This window comes from Peptococcaceae bacterium (assembly GCA_024655825.1).
Taxonomy (GTDB): domain Bacteria; phylum Bacillota; class Peptococcia; order DRI-13; family PHAD01; genus JANLFJ01.
The window spans coordinates 1-20,642 of sequence record JANLFJ010000045.1 but is presented as its reverse complement, the minus strand read 5'-3'; the positions used below and the strand labels follow the sequence as shown (position 1 = coordinate 20,642).

At 47.0% G+C, this 20,642-nt stretch carries 22 protein-coding genes and 1 pseudogene; 10 read left to right on the top strand and 13 right to left on the bottom strand.

What is annotated here, in order from left to right:
• Positions 1-93 precede the first annotated feature (93 nt).
• The 3 genes and pseudogenes from NUV48_13590 to NUV48_13580 form a co-directional block, all read right to left on the bottom strand.
• Positions 94-228, bottom strand: a pseudogene (locus NUV48_13590) (serine hydroxymethyltransferase).
• Positions 229-240: 12 nt separating this feature from the next.
• The gene (locus NUV48_13585; GenBank protein MCR4443165.1) at positions 241-798 is read right to left on the bottom strand and encodes a TIGR01440 family protein; all 558 of its coding nucleotides are present in this window, start codon (positions 796-798) and stop codon (positions 241-243) included.
• 292 nt (positions 799-1,090) lie between these two features.
• The gene (locus NUV48_13580) at positions 1,091-2,458 is read right to left on the bottom strand and encodes a transposase (GenBank protein MCR4443164.1); all 1,368 of its coding nucleotides are present in this window, start codon (positions 2,456-2,458) and stop codon (positions 1,091-1,093) included.
• Between the two features lie 577 nt (positions 2,459-3,035).
• On the opposite strand from NUV48_13580, the gene NUV48_13575 reads away from it, so the two are divergent.
• From NUV48_13575 to NUV48_13545, 7 genes are all read left to right on the top strand, one after another.
• Complete coding sequence (locus tag NUV48_13575) at positions 3,036-3,302, top strand: hypothetical protein (GenBank protein MCR4443163.1); 267 nt, start codon at positions 3,036-3,038, stop codon at positions 3,300-3,302.
• The gene (locus NUV48_13570) at positions 3,299-4,588 is read left to right on the top strand and encodes a DUF1670 domain-containing protein (protein MCR4443162.1); all 1,290 of its coding nucleotides are present in this window, start codon (positions 3,299-3,301) and stop codon (positions 4,586-4,588) included. Before NUV48_13575 ends, NUV48_13570 begins: the two co-directional genes overlap by 4 nt.
• Positions 4,589-4,608: 20 nt before the next feature.
• Positions 4,609-4,761, top strand: a complete 153-nt coding sequence (locus NUV48_13565; protein ID MCR4443161.1) for a hypothetical protein — start codon at positions 4,609-4,611, stop codon at positions 4,759-4,761.
• 59 nt (positions 4,762-4,820) lie between these two features.
• Positions 4,821-5,054 (top strand): transposase, encoded by a 234-nt coding sequence (locus tag NUV48_13560; GenBank protein ID MCR4443160.1) that lies wholly within the window; start codon positions 4,821-4,823, stop codon positions 5,052-5,054.
• A 13-nt stretch (positions 5,055-5,067) separates the two neighbouring features.
• Entirely contained in the window at positions 5,068-6,609 is a 1,542-nt protein-coding gene (locus NUV48_13555; GenBank protein ID MCR4443159.1) for a DUF1670 domain-containing protein, read from the top strand.
• The gene (locus NUV48_13550; protein ID MCR4443158.1) at positions 6,606-6,977 is read left to right on the top strand and encodes a hypothetical protein; all 372 of its coding nucleotides are present in this window, start codon (positions 6,606-6,608) and stop codon (positions 6,975-6,977) included. Before NUV48_13555 ends, NUV48_13550 begins: the two co-directional genes overlap by 4 nt.
• A 234-nt stretch (positions 6,978-7,211) precedes the next feature.
• Positions 7,212-7,895: a DUF1670 domain-containing protein gene (locus tag NUV48_13545; protein MCR4443157.1), complete on the top strand. Its 684-nt coding sequence runs from the start codon at positions 7,212-7,214 to the stop codon at positions 7,893-7,895.
• Between the two features lie 238 nt (positions 7,896-8,133).
• Here the strand turns inward: NUV48_13545 and NUV48_13540 are convergent, their stop codons facing one another.
• The 6 genes from NUV48_13540 to NUV48_13515 all read right to left on the bottom strand — a co-directional run bounded on the left by NUV48_13540 (position 8,134) and on the right by NUV48_13515 (position 13,474).
• Positions 8,134-8,598: a RidA family protein gene (locus NUV48_13540; GenBank protein MCR4443156.1), complete on the bottom strand. Its 465-nt coding sequence runs from the start codon at positions 8,596-8,598 to the stop codon at positions 8,134-8,136.
• A gap of 34 nt (positions 8,599-8,632) precedes the next feature.
• Positions 8,633-9,151: a hypothetical protein gene (locus NUV48_13535; GenBank protein ID MCR4443155.1), complete on the bottom strand. Its 519-nt coding sequence runs from the start codon at positions 9,149-9,151 to the stop codon at positions 8,633-8,635.
• A 244-nt stretch (positions 9,152-9,395) separates the two neighbouring features.
• Positions 9,396-10,703: a TRAP transporter large permease subunit gene (locus NUV48_13530; protein ID MCR4443154.1), complete on the bottom strand. Its 1,308-nt coding sequence runs from the start codon at positions 10,701-10,703 to the stop codon at positions 9,396-9,398.
• 5 nt (positions 10,704-10,708) lie between these two features.
• Complete coding sequence (locus NUV48_13525; protein MCR4443153.1) at positions 10,709-11,230, bottom strand: TRAP transporter small permease; 522 nt, start codon at positions 11,228-11,230, stop codon at positions 10,709-10,711.
• A gap of 82 nt (positions 11,231-11,312) precedes the next feature.
• Positions 11,313-12,350: a TRAP transporter substrate-binding protein DctP gene (gene dctP, locus NUV48_13520; protein MCR4443152.1), complete on the bottom strand. Its 1,038-nt coding sequence runs from the start codon at positions 12,348-12,350 to the stop codon at positions 11,313-11,315.
• Between the two features lie 71 nt (positions 12,351-12,421).
• Positions 12,422-13,474: a DUF4392 domain-containing protein gene (locus NUV48_13515; protein ID MCR4443151.1), complete on the bottom strand. Its 1,053-nt coding sequence runs from the start codon at positions 13,472-13,474 to the stop codon at positions 12,422-12,424.
• Between the two features lie 438 nt (positions 13,475-13,912).
• Here NUV48_13515 and NUV48_13510 point away from each other — a divergent pair, with 438 nt between their 5' ends.
• Genes NUV48_13510 through NUV48_13500 form a run of 3 tightly spaced genes read left to right on the top strand, consistent with a single transcriptional unit; the run spans position 13,913 to position 14,981 of the window.
• Entirely contained in the window at positions 13,913-14,332 is a 420-nt protein-coding gene (locus NUV48_13510) for an IS110 family transposase (protein MCR4443150.1), read from the top strand.
• 34 nt (positions 14,333-14,366) lie between these two features.
• Entirely contained in the window at positions 14,367-14,663 is a 297-nt protein-coding gene (locus NUV48_13505) for a hypothetical protein (protein ID MCR4443149.1), read from the top strand.
• 6 nt (positions 14,664-14,669) lie between these two features.
• Entirely contained in the window at positions 14,670-14,981 is a 312-nt protein-coding gene (locus tag NUV48_13500; protein MCR4443148.1) for an IS110 family transposase, read from the top strand.
• 200 nt (positions 14,982-15,181) lie between these two features.
• Here the strand turns inward: NUV48_13500 and alr are convergent, their stop codons facing one another.
• From alr to NUV48_13480, 4 genes are all read right to left on the bottom strand, one after another.
• Positions 15,182-16,339: an alanine racemase gene (gene alr / locus NUV48_13495; protein ID MCR4443147.1), complete on the bottom strand. Its 1,158-nt coding sequence runs from the start codon at positions 16,337-16,339 to the stop codon at positions 15,182-15,184.
• Between the two features lie 358 nt (positions 16,340-16,697).
• Positions 16,698-17,993, bottom strand: a complete 1,296-nt coding sequence (locus tag NUV48_13490; protein MCR4443146.1) for an L-serine ammonia-lyase, iron-sulfur-dependent, subunit alpha — start codon at positions 17,991-17,993, stop codon at positions 16,698-16,700.
• A gap of 218 nt (positions 17,994-18,211) precedes the next feature.
• Positions 18,212-19,690, bottom strand: coding sequence for a sigma 54-interacting transcriptional regulator (locus NUV48_13485; protein MCR4443145.1), 1,479 nt, complete (start codon positions 19,688-19,690; stop codon positions 18,212-18,214).
• Between the two features lie 221 nt (positions 19,691-19,911).
• Positions 19,912-20,642: reverse transcriptase domain-containing protein (locus tag NUV48_13480; GenBank protein MCR4443144.1), on the bottom strand; the 731-nt coding region annotated here is incomplete at its 5' end.

The following is a 20,642-nucleotide window of genomic DNA, read 5'->3' as shown; positions in this document are numbered from 1 at the left end:
TGCGTTCCTTTCAACGCTTGTGCTGTTTGGCCCCCTGAACATAGCAATTAGCTCTTTGAGAAAATGTCTTGACAACGGGGTGCACTACAGGGTAGCCATCACCGCACGGCTGACGAAATTTTCCGAAGCGATCAGCTCTATTTTCTCCCGCTGACGGTCTTCTTCTCCGGCAATGCACCTGGCCAGTTCCGGATCAACCGGCAATACGTACTTCTCGATGTAGTCCATTCGTTCTCCTCCTCAGCATGGTTGGTAGCGCGCGCGTTCTCCTCCGATCAGCTTCGGCCTTGTCCTAGCCATGGTCAGGTGGGCCATCCCGACTGTTTGCAATGACCCCCGCACCGGCACGACGACCGGCTTAAGATGCATCCCGATGAAGGTGTCGCCGATGTCCAGACCGGCATGGGCCCGGATGTTTTCGACCACCACCGGATGTTCGAATTTTTTCATCGCCAGGTAGGCCAGGCTGCCGCCGGCTCCCTGGACCGGGAACACCGTAACTTCTTCCAGCGAATATTTTTCCAGGCAGCGTTTTTCCACCACCAGGGCCCGGTTCAAATGCTCACAGCACTGGACGGCCAGAAAAAGCCCCCGTTCACGGCAAACGGGATAGAGCCCGTTCATGACCGCCGCCGCAACCTCAAGACTTGAGGCTGTACCGATTTTTTTCCCGACAATCTCGCTGGTGCTGCAGCCGACCACCAGGATGTCCTCCCCGTTCAGGCGGGCTGCCGCCAGCAGGTCCTCTATGGCCCGGCGCACTTTAGCAGTAATCCTTTCCAAATCCAGATCATCCATCGCCATTTTTCAATCCTCCCCGGAGTTGTGCCTTTTTGTTCGACCGGCAAGCCCATCTCATCCAAACAAGTTTGATTCTACTGCATAAACCCCAAAAAGAGTTTTACTACACCCTGATATCCTTTAGCGATTAACCAATATTAGGAAAAAGCTTAACACTACCCTGAAAATAATATGTTCATTCTTCCGATGGTGCCGCAGGCGGCATGATGGTCTAATGTGTGTTATTGCACTGTCAATTGGTCTAAAATCCCCCTTGCCATTGTTGCTTTCTGTTCTTTCTATGTCTCTGTCAGCTAAAAATGGGCACAGGTATCCTGTAGGGTGGAATTCTGGATTCCTTAGGCTTGTACCCGCCTTGTAAGAATTTGATAAACCGCTTGATGTTTTGGGCAGTTATTTTTAATCCACAGACCACCGTGCTTTTGGCCCTTCCGCGAACATTGAGTTTATACAACCCCGTACGTTTCAAGGCTGAGTTGCTACCCTCTATCCCCGCGCGTTTACTGATGTTCTCTTTTTGGTCCGCTTTCATTTTTGCCCGTTCCCGGCCGGTATTCACGGCCTTAAGGCTGATGCGCACAACGTAATCCTTGCTTTGTTTTTTACTGTAACATAGCCCAATTAACTCACAATTGGCACAGGCTTCCAGGGGGAAATGCGCCGATCTCTGTCCGCCGCTTATTCCGGTACGAGTGGGAATGTATCCTGCCGGACATTTGTTAATCAAATTGGTGGTTTCGTCGATGTCAAATTCGGTTACGGGAATTTTTTTGGTGGGTTCCGTTCCGCTCATGTTGGTCAGGTGGATCTTAATCCCATTCTTTTGTGCGGTTTGATGAATATCTTCAGAGTGAAAACCACCATCCGCATAGATGTCTGTACAGCCAGTGTTTTCTCGGATTTTCTCCAGACAGTCCTGCAGGATTTCCACATCGCTGGTATTGTTGGGGGCTACGGCATAATCTGTGATGAGTTGAAAGAGGTTCTTTTCGTTGCAGGTTTCGGATATTTCCAGCACATAACCGCTGTGGCCCATTTTCCCTTTGCGTCGATAGGTGGCGTCTTCATCATACGCCGACTGCAGAGAACCAGAGGAAATTTCTTTGTTGGGTTTGGGAATCATTTTGTCGCTCCCGGCTTCAGTCGTTGTTTGTTCTGTCAGAAACCGCTTGAGTATCCTTACTTCTTCCGCATCTTTGGCCTGTGCTTCCAGTATCATCAGCGCTTCCTGGCATAGCTTTAACAGCAAACTGAGTTTACTATCCCCCTCCTGCGCTTTGGTACGGTAAAGCACCTCGGTTTTGAACTCCGGTTCAAGTACCCTGGAAAGTGAGTCGGTCAGTTTTTCTTCAGGAATCGCTTTGACGGCCTTAACCAGTACGTCATAAGCCAACGACATCCGCCCTGCCTTTTTGATATTGCTCATAAACAGAGTGGTGTCTAGCCATTGTTCTTCCAGCGATATCCCGGCCTTGTTGGAAAAATCGTGAAGCAGCTTAATAAACTGTCCAAATAGCAGGTCGTCTATTTTGCAAAATACGTGTTCGTAAAAGATTGGCGCCCATGATTTTTCAAGCTTTTCCCGTATTTTGGGACTCATCCACAGGGTGCTGTCTCCAAGGGTTTGTTGGTTATGGTTATTGTTAAGTCTGAACACTTGAGCCTCACCTTTTTATGCTATTTTTGTTGTTATTTTCTATGTCCATTATAGCATAAAAAGGCTATCAAACTCAGATTTTTCAAGGATTTTCGCGGTATTTTGGTTGGGCTTTTGACGTGTTTGTTTCCAGTTTATTGCAGGAGTTTTTGCAGTGAAATCTCCAATAACTCCCTTTATCCCTTTCCCTGGCAAGAAAACAAGTAAAGACAGAAACTAGAAAATACAAAATATCCGGGCCGACCACCGCGGCGGATGGTCGCACACACCGGGTTACCTGTTAACCATGTTCCTGGTGGACCCCCGAGGTTCACCAAGGGGACGGTGCTGCAAGGGTCTTGACAGCCAGGGTCCCCGCAGATGGTATAATTAAATGGGCGACGGGGGCTGAATATATCGTTATGTTCCCGGAGCCACCCCGTCGGCAATATAACGCAGCCATCTGGGGGGATGGCTGTCAAGACCACCGCCCTGGCATAAAAATTCAGATGCAGGGTATCAGTTAGGTAAGAGGTATTAGAAGAAGTGATGACGAATATAACCAGCAAATCCTGGCAAAGTGAGGGATTTGCGCATTATGGGACGTCCAGCTTTCCACCGCCAGCGGATTCTTACCGAGGCCGCTTCTTTAGAAGCTAAAGGATTGTTTAATTACCTGGTGAGCGAAATACGCAACCGCCGCGAAGTGGCTTTAGAAGAAGCAGTGTTGATAGCCCATGACGTCCAAAGGTATTTGGAAACCAACCTGTTGACCCGTAAGCCTGGCGAGATCGAATTCCCCGCCATTGCCGGCCGGGACAACCACCGGAAACGGTCCAGGGAAAACCAGGCGCGGAATGCTTGATTCGACTTACCGTGGTTGATGAAGAAGATATTGAGTTAATGGCCGAGTTCGGGATGAGCGGCCTGCAGAAGGGACGCCTGGCCCGGCTCATCGAGGAGGCCTACTTTCAGGGCGCTATTTTGGATACTCCCCGGTTGGTGCTTTTACTGTTGGAAACCCACCGGGCCATACGGGTGGATTTGAGCCAGTTTTGGCAAGCCGGGGCCTGGTTGCCCATTGCGGGAATGAAAGGCGCCAACCGGGAAATGATGCGGACTTTGCGAGGAGCCTTGGCGATTGACCGTTACCTGGCGGGCGAAGACCTGGCACAAATCCGGCGGGAACTGGCCATCAGGCTTACCCGCTGGCACCGCTGGTGGCAGGATTTCAAAGAACTGGTACGCCAGGAAATAAATCCGGGCAGCACTCAACCCTTGATTGCCCAACCGCCGGAAGTTTTGGCCGCCTGGCAAGAGGTCTGGAAAAAGCATCAAGAACAACCCGGACTGATTAGCCGGCTAGCGCTGGATAAGGACGTTCCGGGAGTATCCAGTATCCATTACATAAACCGCAGCGCTTTTTACGATTTATTGGGCCAGCGTCACGGCTACTCGCCGGCGGCCGCGGACAAATTTCTGGACGACCTGAACGACCTGGCGGCGCGCTTAAACCGGCAAGCCCGCTCTGGCGGCCAGATCATCTACAATGCGGTGGCGGACCACGAACCTGCCGGCCGCAAACTTGCGGAATGCCAGTTGAAACCCGTGGTTCTAGATTACCTCGACGCCCAAGACTGGGCTGAAATCGACCGGGACCGGACCGCCGAATTGAAGTGGAGCCGGCTGCTCAGGCTGGCCACACAAGCCAGGACCCAGGGCGCGGTCTTAACCCAGCCGGATTTGGCTCTTTTATTGGGGCTGTCTACCAAGGCCATTCAAAGCCTGAGCAAAGAATACCCCAATGTTATTATCCCCACCAAGGGAATAGTGGCTGACATGGGACCGGCTTTAACCCAAGTCGATAAAATTGTCCGGCTCTACATGGATGGCTATACCGAGACCGAAATTGTTCGGCGAACGGGACATAGCTACGATTCAGTGGAAAACTACCTCTTGGACTTTGCCCGGGTCGTTTACCTGGTAGAAAAAGGCCTGCCGGTTCCGACGATCCGCAAGGTCCTTGGTTGTTCAAAAAAACTCGTGGAAAAACACGTCAACCTGTACCGGGAGTTCTCCGGGCCAGATTACGCCTTTATGCTGGGGCGTATCCGCCGCCTGGCCGAAGCCCACCCGGTTAAAAAAAACTGACTGAAGGGGGATTGGCCTTGTTGAATGCCAAGAAGGGTCAGGAAAGCCGCTATGCCACCCTTCTTGCCAGGGACGTATTAGCTGTCCAAACCACGCACTTGAAAACGGGCTTTGAATTGGCCCAAGTTCCCCGGGTCGCCGAAGCCGCCTGCATCTTGCTTCTTCAACCGTGATATGATGGATTAAAATACCTATGTTCATACGCATATGTTCAGTCAGAGGTATTCGATACATGCAGGTGGTTCACGGTTACCGCAACGGGAAAAATCCCAAACAAAGGGTGGTTTCTACGATGGGACGCTATGATGAAAGTCGTTACCTGAACGTCCAGGAAATTCTCCGTGACATGCAGCGCTTAAAACGAATGCAGGAAGTGATTAGCGAGATAAACGACCCTGCAGTACCCCCGGATACAGGACACAATCGCAAATTCAGTTTACGGTGGAGCTGCAAAACAGGCCGATGAAGGAGGTGTGCCAATGGGACGAGCAAAAGAATATCGTCAACGTCTGAAATACCAGGTAACCTCCGCACGCAAGAAAACCTTGGAGAGTCTGCTTGCCGTCCAGTTTGCAGAAGAACTGGGCATGAGCGAAACCGAGGCCCGGTTGTTGGCGTACCGTACCAGCAGGTGGATTTTAAATCAACCCGATGTGAGGGGACCTAACCAGATACTGTTTGATGCTGTATCGGGACGCGAATCTTTTACTCGCCGGTACAAAATTCTTAAAAAGATCAGGCTCACTCCCTATAATGTAGAGGATCTGGACCTTGAGTTAGAGTTCGGATTATCCACCATGCAGGCAGGCCGCATCTTCCGCTTAATAGAAGAAGCCTACCGCCAGGATGCCCTTTTAAGTGCCAGGCAACTGACTATGTTATGCAATATCACACCTGCCTCCTTAAGGTGCCGCCTGGCCGGGCTGCGCCGGGAAGGCATTTGGTTACCGGTGGCCGGCCTTTCACGTACTGAACGGGAGCGGGGCGGGCAATTGCGCTCAGCTTGGGCCCTGGCCAGGTACCTGGATGGACAATCCCTGGTGGAAATCAGGCAAACCGCTGCACTATCCCGGGAAACATTCCGCCACCTTTTATCCCGCTTTTCCCACGTTGCCCGCCTGATTCTGGGCGGTAGGTTCATGCCGCGCGACCCTGAAGAGGCTGCCTGGACGACCATTGTACAGGCTGTCCCAGAGAAAAAACTGCTCCCTTTGCTGGATGAACCGGGCATACCCGCATCCGCCGAAGACTGGGCGTCTTTCAGGACCGAGCTTGAGGCGGACTTTGCCTTGTCTCCAGTAAAACTTCGAGCTGTACGGGATATAGCCGGGGAAATACTGGATACCCTGTCCGCCGGCCGGCCCGACGGTGATGTTGTGTACTGGGCGGTAACCAGCAGCGAACCTGCCGGAAAGCCCCTGGAGGCCTGCCGCTTAGTGCCGGTGACACTTACCCTTTACGACCCCGGGGACGTGCCGGCACCCAATATCGACCGGGACATTAACCGGCTTAGTGATATTAAATTTAAAAAGATACTTCGTTACGCCACCCAGGCCAAGCACGGCGGGGGTTACCTAACGTATGCCGATCTGGGCTACCTGTTGGGCATCCACCCCGAAGCCATCTCCAGACTGGTGCGGTCAAACCCCCAGTTGGCGGTCCCCCTGCGGGGCGCGGAATGCGATATCGGCCGCGGCGTTACCCACCGCAAAAAGATTATCCAGCTTTATCTGGAGATGCACACCGAGACCGAAATAGCAGCCCGGACGGGGCATTCCTATGAGGCCATAGAAAATTACATTAAAGAATTCGCGGCGGTGCTGGTACTGGCCGAGCGCGGCCTGACCGCGCCCCTGATCCGCCGGGTTATTGGACGATCGGTTAAGTTAATCAATACCTACCTGGAATTAATACGGGAGTATTCCGGTCCTGAATACGCTTTCCGGTTTCACCACCTGCGCAAGATATTTCAAACACACGAGGACGAGCTAAAAAAAAGCCTGCGGGGCGTAAAACTATGAACCGCCATGAACTCTACCGGCCGCTTTTGGAAAGGACCCTGGAAAACTACCAGGTGCAGTACCTGGCCCGTAAGTACGATTTCGGCAAGGAATCCCTGGTTGCCAGGCTCCTGGTCAAGGAAATCGACCGGCGTATGGAAGAAACCGAGGCCGTCCTGGGCATCGAGCGAGTAAACCCTTTTGAGTTGTACATGCGGTGGGGTCAGCGTCAAGCCCGGCTGCCCGTGTTTTGCCCCGATTACCTGGAGCCCATTTTGTCAGGCAGGGACTTTGCCGCGGCCCGGAACCTGGTACTGAAGCGATGTTTCCAGATGTACCGCCAACAATTTTCTAACAAGACTGACTTGGTGCGGGTTATCGATCCCTGATCACTGGTGCGCAGAAAAGGGCCGTCCAGCTATGTAGACCAACTGTGTCCAACTCTTTTGCCTTACAGTAAAACTGACGCAGCCTTTTGCGACCGTATGATTGCACAAATCCGGCCACTTTTACCCACAGACCGTCTGCAGGCACCTGACTTTTTAGCTCCATGCCGGGTATTAAAAAAACTAACCAAATTTGTGGCCGCTGAGGCCGGGCTCGGACCGGTGGTGGCTCGTCAGTTGGTTGAAGAAGTTATCGCCCTGCGCAATATCTGCTGCCCCCGCACCAAAGAGCTAAAACCGGGGGAGATGCCTCTTGTGGTGACCCATGTCAGTGCCCGCCTCTCAGAAGATACAGCCACGCGTTTCAGACGGCTGGCTCCGGTGATAATAACAGTTTGGACGCCCGAGGAGTTGGCTGAACAGCCTGATACCGTGCCGGAATTCCTGGCGCAGCTGAAAAGGCGCATCGTGCGGGTCTGTTTTGAGACCTACCGGCAGAACGGCCTGTTAACCCTGATGGAGCTGCAGTGGATTTTCCAGATCAGCTCGGTCCGTATTTCAGAGCTAATTCGCAGTGTGCAGCGAGAACATAACCTGGTAGTACCCACCCCGGGTACCATACTAGATGCCGGAAAAAGCATGACGCACAAGGATGTTATTGTCAACCTGCACTTGCAGGGCTACACAGTGAAGGAGATTGCCCGGATGACCCATCATTCGCCACGAGCGGTGGACAATTACATCGGTACTTTCGAAGCCGTCCTGATTCTGCATCTGTTCGGTGTTTCCCCGGGGCTCATGGCTCGCCTATTGAAAAGAGGCATCTCCTTGATTAAAGAGCATTTGAAGCTGGTCCGGGAAAACTACCGGGACCACCAGGAAATCAAGGAATATTTAATTGCCCAGGGGGTGAAAATTTAATCCATCATATCACGGTTGAAGAAGTTCAAGTTGCTACAAAGTTTTGAAAAAAAGAAGCCAAAAGTTCCAGGGTGTAGACACCCTGCTACCATCGCTTGACCCCGGTTGTACCCGGATTGCCCTTGCCTATGATTTTCAGCTTATCGATAAGGTACCGGCCGAGGAACACGATGCCAGAGTAGACATTGTCATCACCGAACATCAGGTTCATATTGCAGCGGATTAGCTTCTTAGCAGTTTAACTTCTCACACGGATAATCATTTCCACTTCACACGCCGCATCTAACGGCAGCTCGTTTACACCAACAGCGCTACGGGCATGCAGGCCTGCCTCTCCCAGTAAGGACCGAAGTAATTCCGAGGCGCCGTTAATAACCTTGGGCTGCCCGTTAAAACCGGGAGCGCTGTTAACAAAACCCGTCACTTTCACCACCTGCTCAATTAAGTCTAGGTTGCCGGTGATGCTTTTGACGACACCCAGGCAATTCAAAGCACATATTTTTGCCGCTTCGTATCCGTCTTCCTCCGTCACGCCGGCGCCGACCTTCCCTTTGTACTTCAGTTCTCCCGCAACGACCGGCAACTGTCCCGACGTAAAAATTAAATTGCCGCTTTTGATCCCGGGCACATAGGCAGCTACCGGCTTTGGTGCCTCCGGAATAACAAGGCCCATATCCAGGGCTTTTTTTTCTATCTTTGACATAAAATAACCCCCTCGTTCTATGTTATTACAGTAGTTATGCAGTTCCAGGATAATATTCCCAACTCCATAACCTAAGTTCTAAAGATTGCGGCCAGAATTTATCAATGAGCCTTGAAAAACGCTCGGTTGCCGTGTCAAAATAGACTTGGATCAGCTGCTCGCTACAGCGGATCCGACAACCGGCGTTGAAAAAGTACCTCATCACTTCGCAGAGGGAGGGGGCTTGTTCAGCGCCTTCTTTATTACACTCCCAAGTTGCGTAACAAAGTAGGGTCTTCGCTGTGAACAAGAGCTCCACATGTGCGAAATGAGCTGTTTCAGACTGAGCATAGTACGATGTTAAGCCAAGATTCTGTTTAGTCGTACGGTAAAAAACTTCGATTTTCCAACGCTTCGTATAGGCACTGGCCGCTTCTTCTGAATCATCTACTCGGTTACTTATTAGACCATCATGCCGCCAACGGCACCATCGGAAGGATGAAAACCCTCTCGAGTTGAAATAATACACTGCGGCTGGCGATGAGGTCGAAAAACCTTGGTACTTCGAGTCCAATAAGGATTTCTCCCTGAAAAATTGGCCGAAACAATTGAAAAAATGTGGATTTTGTAGTATCCTTGCCTTGCATTTTTTTCTCCTTTATTTTAGAGATTTGGGCAAGGACTACTCCCAATCTCTATTATAAAGGATTCTTTTTCGTTTTTGGCTTTTATCGGCAAGTTACTTACTCTTTTTCCCATTTTCTCTTAGGTTTTATGCTTGACAAATGATTTTTTAGTTTCTTGCAATATTAATGAAGCTATCTCATTGGCATATTTGAAGGCAACCATAGAGCCAAGGCAGGGAACATAATTACTAATAAAACTACTAGCATATATAATAACGTAAATGGAGCTATCCCCTTGATTACTTCACTGATAGATCCTCTGCCAGATATACCATGTAAAACATAAATATTCAAGCCAACAGGAGGAGTTATTTGTGCAATCTCAATAAGTATAACAAGAATTACAGCAAACCATACCGGATTAATACCCATAGCTTTTATCATTGGCCAGAGAATAGGTATTGTTAAGAATATCATTGACAACCCGTCAATTAAACAACCTAAAACCAGGTATACGATAATAATTATTGTTAAGAATAAACCAACAGACGGGTGTATAGCTACAATCCACTCTGACAAAGCTCTGTTGATTCCTGACTTTACGATTAGATATGATAATATTTGAGCTCCAATAATGATAAACATTATCATACTGGTTGTCTTAACTGTTTCATGTACAGACTCTTTGAAATTTGCCCATGTAATTGTTTTCGAAAGTAGACTCATAAGTATTGTCAAACTCGCCCCTATTGCAGCAGCTTCAGTAGGTGTGGTTATTCCCCAATATATTCCGCCCAAGATCACTGCCACAAGGATAGCAAAGTATAGCATACCACCTGAATTCATAATCTTTTCTTTCAACGTTGACGGTTTCTCCCTTGGTGGTACTAGTGATGGGTTAAATATGCAGCGAACCCCAAGGTAAACCATAAAAATCACTCCTGCAAGTATGCCAGGGATCAATCCGGCCATAAACAGTTTCGCTACTGACTCACTCACCATCGAGCCATATACTATCATTGGAATACTAGGGGGAATTAAGATGCCTAAGGCTCCTCCGCCACCGATTGAACCAAAAATTAACTTGTGGTTGTAACCCCTGCTAGACAACTCAGGAAGCGCAACCGAGCCAATCGTAGCTGCGGTCGCAACACTTGAGCCACTCACGGCAGCAAAAACCATACAGCTTATTATGTTTGTTTGAAGTAATCCCCCTGGCAAACGATTAAACCACATAGACGCCCCTTTGTAAAACTTATCGCTAAGCCCCGTCCGCAACAACACCTCGCCCATAAAAATAAACAGTGGGACAGCAGTCAACTCAAAGCTGTTTATCATATTCCAGGAAAGAATTCCGACGGCCTGAAATTCTTTTATTCCCCCTAACAAATACAAACCAATCAGCCCGGTTGTCCCAAGTGCAAATGCTATCCATTGCCCTAAAGCCAGAAGCGTAAATAGGATTGCGATGTAAAAGACAAACGTGATTTGCCAATCCACTATAATCAACTCCTTAGTTCAGCCTCTTCTTTTGACATAATTTTCTTAATGCCTGCAACTAGCAACAAGACTACTTGCAGCAAAAGAAAACTAGCGCCCAACCACATAAACATCTGTGGTATAAACAACGGAGTCCTGGTTAAAAACGTTGATGTTATTTTGTATGTGTATGACTGTAAAAACAACCTAACATACTCAACCGTTATTATAGTTATATAGAGTAATGACAATATCGTTGTGAATAAATCCACCCATTTTTTAACTTTTTGTGACATTCTTTGATATACAAAATCAATGCGTATAAAACCCTCTTTTTTAAAGGTTAATGCAACCCCAAGAAAGGATAATACGACTAAGGAATAACCCGAGACTTCGTCAGCTATTAAGGTTGAAAACCCAAGCACTGCACGAGCAAAGACTTCAAATGTTATGAGAATCATCACGAACACAATAATAATTCCTGCTAAGGAAAAGCTTATCGATGATAAATAATTGATGGCGCTCTCAATTTTCTGCCAGGCTTTCATCGCCCAACCCCCTTTATAATTATAAATATTTATAAATGGATTCTGCCTCGCCTCATATCGGAGAGGCAGAATCCACGTAGAGCTATTTTTGCAGAGCTTCTAAAATAGCTTGCAGGGCCTTTTCTGCCCAAGGTCCGCCTTCTTTGGCATATTTCGTCCAGTTTTCTTTTGACATATTATAACCTTGCTTTATTGCTGATGCATCCGGATCAATGAGCGTAACCCCTTGTGCTTTAATATTTTCCAGAGCTATTTTATCGTTGGCGCTCACAGATTGAATTGCTATTTCCTGGTATTTTTTAGCTTCCGTGCGCATTATGTCTTGTAAATCCTTTGGCAATTCAGCAAATAACTTTGAGTTAACGATAACCCAGCCACCGGAACCACTAAAGGGAATAGTGTAACCCCAGTCCAAAAATTCGTAGAATTTACCGTCATTTACTGTAATTGCACTTGTGATCATTGCATCAATTATCCCTTTTTGCATGGCAGAAGGAACTTCCGGGCTAGTCATAGAGACGGGAATAGCACCAATGTCTTTTATAAACTGCGAGGCTTCAGGTGATGGAGTTCTTATTTTTTTGCCCTTTAAGTCTGCAAAGCTATGGATGGGCCTTCCTTTGCCCCAGAAGCGCTGTGGAGGATCCGGGAACCAAAATAGAACTTCGACTCCATTTACTTTCATTTCTTCATTAACAATAGGCCTAACTGCTTCTACAGCCTTGTTAAACTCATCCGGCGCTGCGCAAAGAAATGGCCAACTTGGCACTGCCGCCGCCTTCAAATCACCTGCTATAAAGGCCATTGTCGCATCAGCCATCTGAACCGATCCATCTCTTGTAATCCTGATTGCTTCGGGGCCTTTGTAAGGAACCTCTCCTGCCGCTTTAGGTGTAATTACAAGACGACCACCCGATTTCTCCTTAACAGATTTTGCAAAGTCATCTAAAGGTTTGCTGCGCATTTGTGTTGTTGGAAGCACTACAAAAAAATCCCACTTGTATATTGTTTCATTGTCTTTTCTAGGAGCAGCCGCCTTATTGTTAGAACTGCCGCATCCAGTAACTAGACATGAGAACAAGAAAACCAGGATAACAATCCACCTCATATTTCTCTTCATTATCTTTCCTCCTCGATATTTTTTATAATTATGTGCTTAGTAGCAAAACTCCTCAGCCTTGTAAGTCAGGCTTATAAAATAATTGGCAAATTCGAGTAGCGCTTATATGCCATTAAAACTGTTGCCTTTATCAGGGTTACTATTGCCAGCTGCACCTTAAGCCCAGCCCCGTCTACGCCAGGCTCAACCAGACCGCCAACAGCGTCATGAAGACCAGCATCTGCAGCTTCCCTCAGTACTCTTTCCTCTTTGACCTCATCATTCATTGCAGCCATTATTCCAGTTTTTGCAGCTATTAAAGCACAAATTGCGTATGCTCCCCAGTTAGACATAGTCGAGGCAATTAATACATCTACATCAGTAGCAGCAGCTATGCCTTCACCGCAGGGGCAATTGCACTTGGCGCCTCTGGGAACTTCCGCACGAACAGTTTCCACAATTTTTCCCATGCCCAGCTCATTACCGCCATCGCCGATGCCTATTGTAACGCAGCCTTTTTCTCGCGCTTTAATGAATAAATGATCAATTTTCGCAACTGAATCACTATAATCTATACCCATCATTGTGTGAATACGTCCAGCGCTGTTCATGCCACCCCGCTCGATTGCAACACAGGCTGCAGGCTTCCACTTCTCGACTAGTCTTTCTGCTTCTATTTTTCCATTTTCATGATCCAATGGGAAGGGGATTATCGATACCGTCGGCGTAGAATTTCTTTCGAGAGCAATTTTGCCCAGCTCGGGATCAATTACTTGCATTCCAGCTCCAATAGCAACTTTCTTTATTCCTTCTATCAGTTGCGCATCAGTTACTATGATGGGAATAGCCTTAAGAGCTATGCGCACGGCACGGGCAAGCGCCACTGCTCCGGGAGGGCCATCGGTTTCGCTGTCATTGGGAAGGCTCCACGGTTGATCTGCCCATCCTGTTGCGATCATGACATAGTCTCCGGGCTTTACTGACTTCATCAACAATTCCGCTGCCAGCAGAGTTAGCGGCGCGCCTTGCTTCTTCCTAGCTGCCTCGTACAAAACACCGATATTTCCTCTGGCCGGAATGTCAACCGATACTAATCTGTCAAGTGATTCTGCAATCTTTAGCATTACGCTGTCATCTAAATACATACTATTGCACCTCCGTTATTATTTAGCTTTTGAATTTTCGAGTTCTCTTCCATAAGCTCACCCCGAGTTAAGTTGTGCTCACCCCCTTGTACTATAGAGTTAGGCATCCATGCCGTACACGGCACCATCGGAAAGATGAAAATTTTATTTTTCAGGATAGATTAGTCAGTTCTAAGCCAATAGATACGATCCTTGACAACCACAAAGGAATCCTGGGGCAACCCGGATAAATATTCTCGTAGAGGCAGGGGGCTTCGATCACCCCCTTTGGGAAGCTCATCTGTCCCGATAGTTAGAATGAATCCCGCCCATACGAGAGTTCTCGAATGAGCACGTTGTGGATACAGCTTGCTGTATGCCGCGAGTTACGCGCAAGGTCGAGAGGCTCGTAAGGGTTGCGGGAACCCTGCCTAAATTCAGTGAAAGTAGGGATACAGAATGATTTATGGTGGCGTTGATGTAGCCAAGTATCGCCACGAGGTGTGCCTCGTAAATGATGCTGGTGATGTCGTCCTGCAGATGCATATAGATAACAACCAGAGAGGATTGAACAAGCTTTTGCAGGCATTGGAAAGGTTGTGGGTATCGAGCCAGACAGTGTTAAGTTCTGCCTGGAAGCCACCGGACATTACTGGCTTCCTAATCTACTGCCACCTTAGTGAGTTGGGGGGTCAGCTTCATGTTATTAACCCTATCCAGTCGGATGCTTTGCGTAATCTCTATGTGCATAAGACCAAGGCCGACCAGAAGGATGCCCTGCTTCTTGCTGACTTGCTGCGATTGGGACGTGCCCCTGCAACCAGGCTTGCTTCTGAAACGGTTCCTCAAATTGCAGACTCTCTCACGCCTTCGTTTTGAGTTCGTTCGCCAAGTCGGTGGGCTCAAGAACAGGGTGCTCGGCATCCTCGACCGGATCTTCCCAGAATACCCCAGTTGCTTCTCAAATGTTTTTATCCGGACTTCCCGTGAGTTGCTCAAACAGTACCCGGAACCGGAAGACTTGGCCGAAGTAGATCTTTCAGAGTTAACTGCCTTCTTGGAAGAACATTCCCGGGGCCGCCTTAGTGAAGAGAGGGCTAAAAAGATTCAGTATCTGGCTAAAGGTACTTTCAGCATTACCCTAGCTCTGAACGCTTTCACTCTCCAACTGCGCATGCTAGTTGAACAAATCGAGTTCATTGAGGAGTAGATTAGAGTGATCGAGGATGCAATTAACGAGGTTATGGAGGAACTTCGCCTCAGCGAGGATACTCCATATCGCCACGTAATTGATACCATCCCCGGTATCGGTTCTGTTCTGGCTGCCGCAATTATCGGTGAGATAGGGGATGTCGCTTGTTTCCCCAACGCCTGGGCCCTTGTGGCTTATGCAGGCCTGGATGTTTCTGTCAGGGCTTCAGGATTGTTCGAGGGTACTCGCAACCGGATGTCTAAACGCGGTTCCCCTATGCTGAGAAACAGCCTGGGGTTGGCCGCCCGTCGGCCCGGCGCTTTAATCCGGAACTGAAGGCTTATTATGAGTTAAAGCGCAGTCAGGGAAAACATTCAAGCGTTGCTACTGGCGCAATTGCCAGACGACTTGTGCATTTAATTTATTCTCTCTGGAAAGATAATCGGCCATATGATCAGAATTATCAATGGTCCCCACCCTGCAACAATGTGTAACCAGGATCCCTATGTGATTGTCAAAGTTCTTTTAACTTTAGTCTATTCAATCATTTCCATTCCGCAAATCTTACCATTTTTATAGAATACACGCGGCACAGTTAATGGACTGATGCCTGTCCAAAGTTGTAAAATTGTAATGCCGACCCGATCACACATTTCTTTTGCTGTTATCTCTTCATTACCCTGACGCCCAACGATGGTAACCTCATCTCCGACTGAAACTCCCTCGGCGTCTGTTACGTCGATCCTAATACACTCTGCAGTCAGTGGTCCTCTTATTGGTACCCTTGTTCCTCGCACCAAAACGCAATGATCTTTATTCTTGGGAGACAATCCATCCATCACGCCTATGGGAGCTACCCCTATCAAGCTGTCCCTTTCAAGAGGAAATCCTCCGATCTGGCTTCCTGCTTTAAACTTTTTAACAGAAATAAGCTTGGACTTCAAAGCCTTATATGCCGAACCAAAATCATATTTGTTCTCCGGCAGCAATTCGCTATATAAAGCTCCGCCGACGTTAACACAGTTCAGATTCGCAAACGGCATGGTTATCATGGAATGGCTGCTGTTGATTTCTTTTAAAGGTATTTGTATTCCCATTCCCTCAATTTCTTCCAGAAGCCCCCTGAAAAGCTCCCATGACTTCAGGCAGTATTCTTTGTCTTCCGGGGCCGGGGAACCACCTCTTGCGCCTATGTGAGAGTATATACCCTCAATTTCGTACGGAGTCTTTTCCTTGATGAATTTAAGCATCGCCGGAACTTCCTCAACACTTACGCCTAGTCTGCCCAGACCTGTTTCAACCTTTATCCATACCTTCAGAGGAGTCTTGGCTCCTAAGACGCTCATATACTTTTCCGGATCATTCGCATTAAAAAATGTCGGCATTAAGGAGTACTTTGTGTACAACTCCGCCGCGTCAGGTAGGGTATTGCCAAAGACCATTATTTTCCCTTTTACGCCGTGTTTTCTCAAATATATCCCGTCATGAACATGTCCCACGGCATAATAGTCTATCCCGAGGTCAGACAGGTGATTTGCTATCGTAACCAGCCCGTGGCCATAGCCGTGTCCTTTTAAGGTCCCGATCACAGTTACCTTGTTACCGCAAATATCCTTGATGTTTTTGACGTTCTTGGTGATAACATCCAAATCAACTTCTACCCAGCTTGGACGCGTCAACTTGTCAATATTCATTAAATACAACCTCCTGTCTAGTTTACTTCTGCAGTTTATTACGCTATTTGTTTTAGCTGCACAAAAACAGCTAACTCTTCTTGTTCACCTCCTCCATTTTTATACTGATCGAAGTTATATTTAATCACCTCCAACAATTAGTGTCTTTGGTGTTATGGCTTTTATTTTTTGATTGTTACGGTTTTTCATTTTGCTTATGACCTCCCTTAATGATTTTTATGATTTTTATGCGTTTGTGAGGCACACATAAATCATAGCAGGAGGTTTTTTAATTCTCAAAGTCCATTTTCACGTATTACAGGAATGCTTTCTTCTATTGATAATATAATCTCGCTACCCCATATGTTCTGGTTAAACATCAATATGCGTTCTCTTTTGACCCTTTGTTTAGGATAATTTCTAAAATTGTTGAATCAATATTAGCCATTCCAGAAGAACTGATTTTACCCAGATTGCGAATAGTGTCCTCTACTGTTGTAGAAATGATCCCATCACTGTCTTGAATAATAATATTATTTAATGCTAACTGGGCTGCAATGACAGATTCAGCGGCCGATGTCGCCAGTTTCAGGGCACATCCGCCTTTTGCCCCATCACATATCAGTCCGCTAAGGTTTCCGATGACATTTTTAATCGCGCCCTCTACCTGAATCAAACTTCCCCCCATCAGCCAGGCAATCCCCGCCGTCGCCCCGGCCCCTGCCGCTACAGAACAGCCGCAAATAGGAGAGAGTTTGCCCGTATGCTGTTTTACAAAGGCCGTAACCAAATGACTCAAGGCCAAAGCTCTTAAAACCTTTTCTTTCGGGGCTCTGATTTCTTTTCCCACAATAATTAAAGGGATAGATGCTTCAAGGCCATGGTTACCGCTTCCCATAGATGTCATCACTGGCATATTCAGGCCAGCCATCCGGGCATCACAAGCTCCCGCCACAGCAATCCGGGCTTTGTTGACAAGATCATTTTGCAAGACCCCTTTTTTAAGCATAGCTTGCAGTCCACTTCCAACTGCCAGTCCCGATTTCAGCTCCAACCCTTTTGCAGATATCTGAAGATTCATTTTAATCCCATTTTCTAAAAAAAGAATTTCATCTAGGGGGATCTTCTCTATAAATTCCACTAGCCCGCGGATAGTATAAGCGGTTAAATCAAATTCTTTTGGTCGCTTTGAAGCTTGAAAATCATTTTTTGAGAATACAACCTCGTTATTTACAACCGCTTTAACCAAATCGGTATGTCCACCGGACAAAACCACCTTGGCCCAACCTTTTTCCCCCTCGATCCTGGTTTCAATATAAAAATCATCTAACTGTTGCACCGTGACCTGAATTTTCTCATTAGAGATTAAGTGTTTAGCCTTAACAACATCTTCAGGCTTTACATCTTCGAATATTTCCAATTCCTTTTGGGGATTTCTTAAAAGTAACCCTAACGCAGACGCTATCTTCAACCCCTTTTCCTGGGTATTGGGAATAGTAACGGCATATGCATTTTTATAGATATTGGAGCTCACGATGATATCTGCTTTTTCAATTTTCCCACCTAAAAATAATGCTGCATGTGCGGCTGCTAAGGCAACTGCCGCTGGCTCCGTACAGCCTAATCCAGGTTTTACTTCTTGTTTGAGAAGTGTAATCAACTGACTCTCCTGCAATTCAATTCCTCCCTTACTCTGATGCCATAATTTTAGAGATGCAATTTTAGTGCCAACTGTGGAAGCCTTGCAGCAGAAGCCATGCCGAAAACATCAAACAAAATACTTTCGCAATAATGAGAAGTTTTTAGCGGAATGCTTAATGGCGCGCCTTTTCTCATAAACGCGAAAGAATTGTCATATTTGCGAAATTATTTTTTTGTTTATGATTTGCAGCTTTATATCTGATGCTTTTTCAGCTTTCGATATAGCGTAGCTAAGCTAATCTTCAAAGCATGGGCGGCTTGCAGCTTATCATTTGTACTGGATCCGGGATGTACAAAATTTTGCAAAATGGATTTTTCGTATCGAGCAACCCTTTCTTCCAGACTTAGGTCTACTTCAACATCAAAAGAACCATTGGAATTGTAATTGCTCATTCTTTCAAGAGACTCCCTATACTCCCTTTCAAGATACTCCGGCAAATCAGGAAAACTAATTTTTCCTGTTTTATTCATGTTAACCATGTATTCAACTACATTTTCCAATTGCCTGATGTTTCCAGACCATCGATAAGTTTTGAGCCATTCTACCAAAGACGGATCAAGGACAAGGTTTTTTTTGTTTAGCATTTTACTGAATTTCTTCAGGAAGTGTTCAAGATATAACGGAATGTCGCCGCGGCGTTCCCGTAGCGGAGGTAACTCTAAGGGGATTACATTCAGGCGATAATAAAGATCCTCGCGGAATTTTCCATTTTTTATCATGGCTTCCAGATTGGCATGAGTTGCCGCGATTACTCTGACATCCACAGAGACCGCCTTATCACCTCCCACTCGGTCAATTGATTTTTCCTGTAATACCCTTAATATCTTGGGTTGAAGGGATAACGGCATATCACCAACCTCATCCAAAAATATTGTTCCGCCCTGCGCCAATTCAAATTTTCCCAGTTTTCCACCTTTTTTAGCCCCTGTAAAGGCTCCACCCTCATAACCAAAAAGCTCACTCTCCAAAAGGTTTTCTGGAATTGAAGCGCAATTCACAGCAATAAATGGTCGATGTTTGCGAGGGCTTTCGGCATGGATAGCCCGGGCTAAGAATTCTTTGCCGGTACCACTTTCCCCTCGAATAAGGACGGTAGAAGTTCCCTGGGCAATTTGCTGCGCCTTAAGCAATACCTGGGTAAAACACGCTTCCTTGCCAATCATCTTCTCGAATGAAAAATTCTTGTTTATTTCATTCATAGTTTCCATGATCTGGTTTTGCAGTCTTTCATTAGCCTCAATCAGTAAAAGCTTACTCTCTAAGAGATTGCTCATGTGCTTTAGAAAATTTATAAGCTCAGGGGTAGTATTAATTATTTTATTTTTCTGTTCCTCAGTAAAAGCACTTAAGCCTAAGACACCAATAGGCTTATCTTTTTTAAAGATCGGAAAGCCCATCGTTGCCAACTCTTTACATGTATTAGCCCTACTACAGTTTTGACAAAGCGCATATTCCTTTTTGACATCGCAAATTACACCCGGCTTGCCTGTTTTTATTATTTTTTGGAAAAATGAGCCATGGGGAACCGGTAGTCCGATGTTTTCACGATGAAGACCCGTACCGCAAATACGGATACAGTTTTCATCCACCACAGTTACATCAACACAAAGTACTTCTGCAATTGTTTCGGCATATTCTTGCATAAAAGTCCGGATCTGAGAAATACTCACAATTTCATCCCCTCTTTAATCTAACGTTTTCTCTTAATTGCTTGTTTTTTCTTAGACTTTCACATTACTCCATTAATGTTGCAAGAAACGAAAAATCATTTGTCAAGCATAAAACCTGTAGAGTAGGACCAGGTCAGGCAGTAAACGAACCCTTCCTGGGACCCCTCGATTAAACCGTGCATACGGTTTTCCCGTACACGGCTTTCCTTCACCATTATCCGTTAAGAAACCTTTGCGGCCATACCAGGTATCAGCGTAAAAAGTCGCACCAGTTTAAACTCCCCATAGAGCCTCTGACTGGGGTATTCCATCCAGGCCATACTGCGCCAACGCCAGGTGATAAAGGAGTAAAGCCTGAGCCTTATCCAAATATCCAGGCGCCAGAACAGACGCTTGACATGGGCTTTACGGTAATAGTTGCCCCAGCCCCGGATTACCGGATTGAGTTCCGCAATTATTTCAGGTAGCTTCTTGGGATTGGTTCTTCTGGTAATGCGTCGTATCTCATCTTTAAACTTGTTTATAGACTTCTGCCGGGGTATGGCGTAGATGCTTGACCCCCTGCCGGTGAACCGACATCTGCTCTGACCCTGTTTCACCATGTAGCCGAGAAATTCAAAACCTTTAGAGATATGCACAATCCGGGTCTTGTCGGGGTGCATCTTCAACCCGAGCACCTCTTCCAGTATATACCTGGCGTGCCTGAGCGCCGCTACCGCTTCGTTCTTGGTGCGGCAGAGCAGCACAGCATCGTCAGCGTATCTGACTATTTGTACCCCACGTTCTACCATGTAGGCATCAAATTCATGCAGAACTATGTTGGCCAAAAGCGGCGAGATGACTCCACCTTGCGGGGTGCCGATGACGCTCTTCTGAAAGACGCCTTTGTCCATAACTCCGGCCAGCAGGAATTTCTGGACGAGACGCAGTACTCGCCCGTCACTTATTTCCC

Excerpts from the sequence above, each read along its gene's own strand:
- NUV48_13525 (MCR4443153.1), bottom strand. The coding sequence starts at position 11,230 with ATGAAAGCCTGGCAGAAAATTGAGAGCGCCATCAATTATTTATCATCG.
- dctP (MCR4443152.1), bottom strand. The coding sequence starts at position 12,350 with ATGAAGAGAAATATGAGGTGGATTGTTATCCTGGTTTTCTTGTTCTCA.
- NUV48_13560 (MCR4443160.1), top strand. The coding sequence starts at position 4,821 with ATGCAGGTGGTTCACGGTTACCGCAACGGGAAAAATCCCAAACAAAGG.
- NUV48_13540 (MCR4443156.1), bottom strand. The coding sequence starts at position 8,598 with ATGTCAAAGATAGAAAAAAAAGCCCTGGATATGGGCCTTGTTATTCCG.
- NUV48_13510 (MCR4443150.1), top strand. The coding sequence starts at position 13,913 with ATGATTTATGGTGGCGTTGATGTAGCCAAGTATCGCCACGAGGTGTGC.
- alr (MCR4443147.1), bottom strand. The coding sequence starts at position 16,339 with ATGAATATTGACAAGTTGACGCGTCCAAGCTGGGTAGAAGTTGATTTG.
- NUV48_13515 (MCR4443151.1), bottom strand. The coding sequence starts at position 13,474 with ATGTATTTAGATGACAGCGTAATGCTAAAGATTGCAGAATCACTTGAC.
- NUV48_13555 (MCR4443159.1), top strand. The coding sequence starts at position 5,068 with ATGGGACGAGCAAAAGAATATCGTCAACGTCTGAAATACCAGGTAACC.
- NUV48_13575 (MCR4443163.1), top strand. The coding sequence starts at position 3,036 with ATGGGACGTCCAGCTTTCCACCGCCAGCGGATTCTTACCGAGGCCGCT.
- NUV48_13550 (MCR4443158.1), top strand. The coding sequence starts at position 6,606 with ATGAACCGCCATGAACTCTACCGGCCGCTTTTGGAAAGGACCCTGGAA.
- NUV48_13585 (MCR4443165.1), bottom strand. The coding sequence starts at position 798 with ATGGATGATCTGGATTTGGAAAGGATTACTGCTAAAGTGCGCCGGGCC.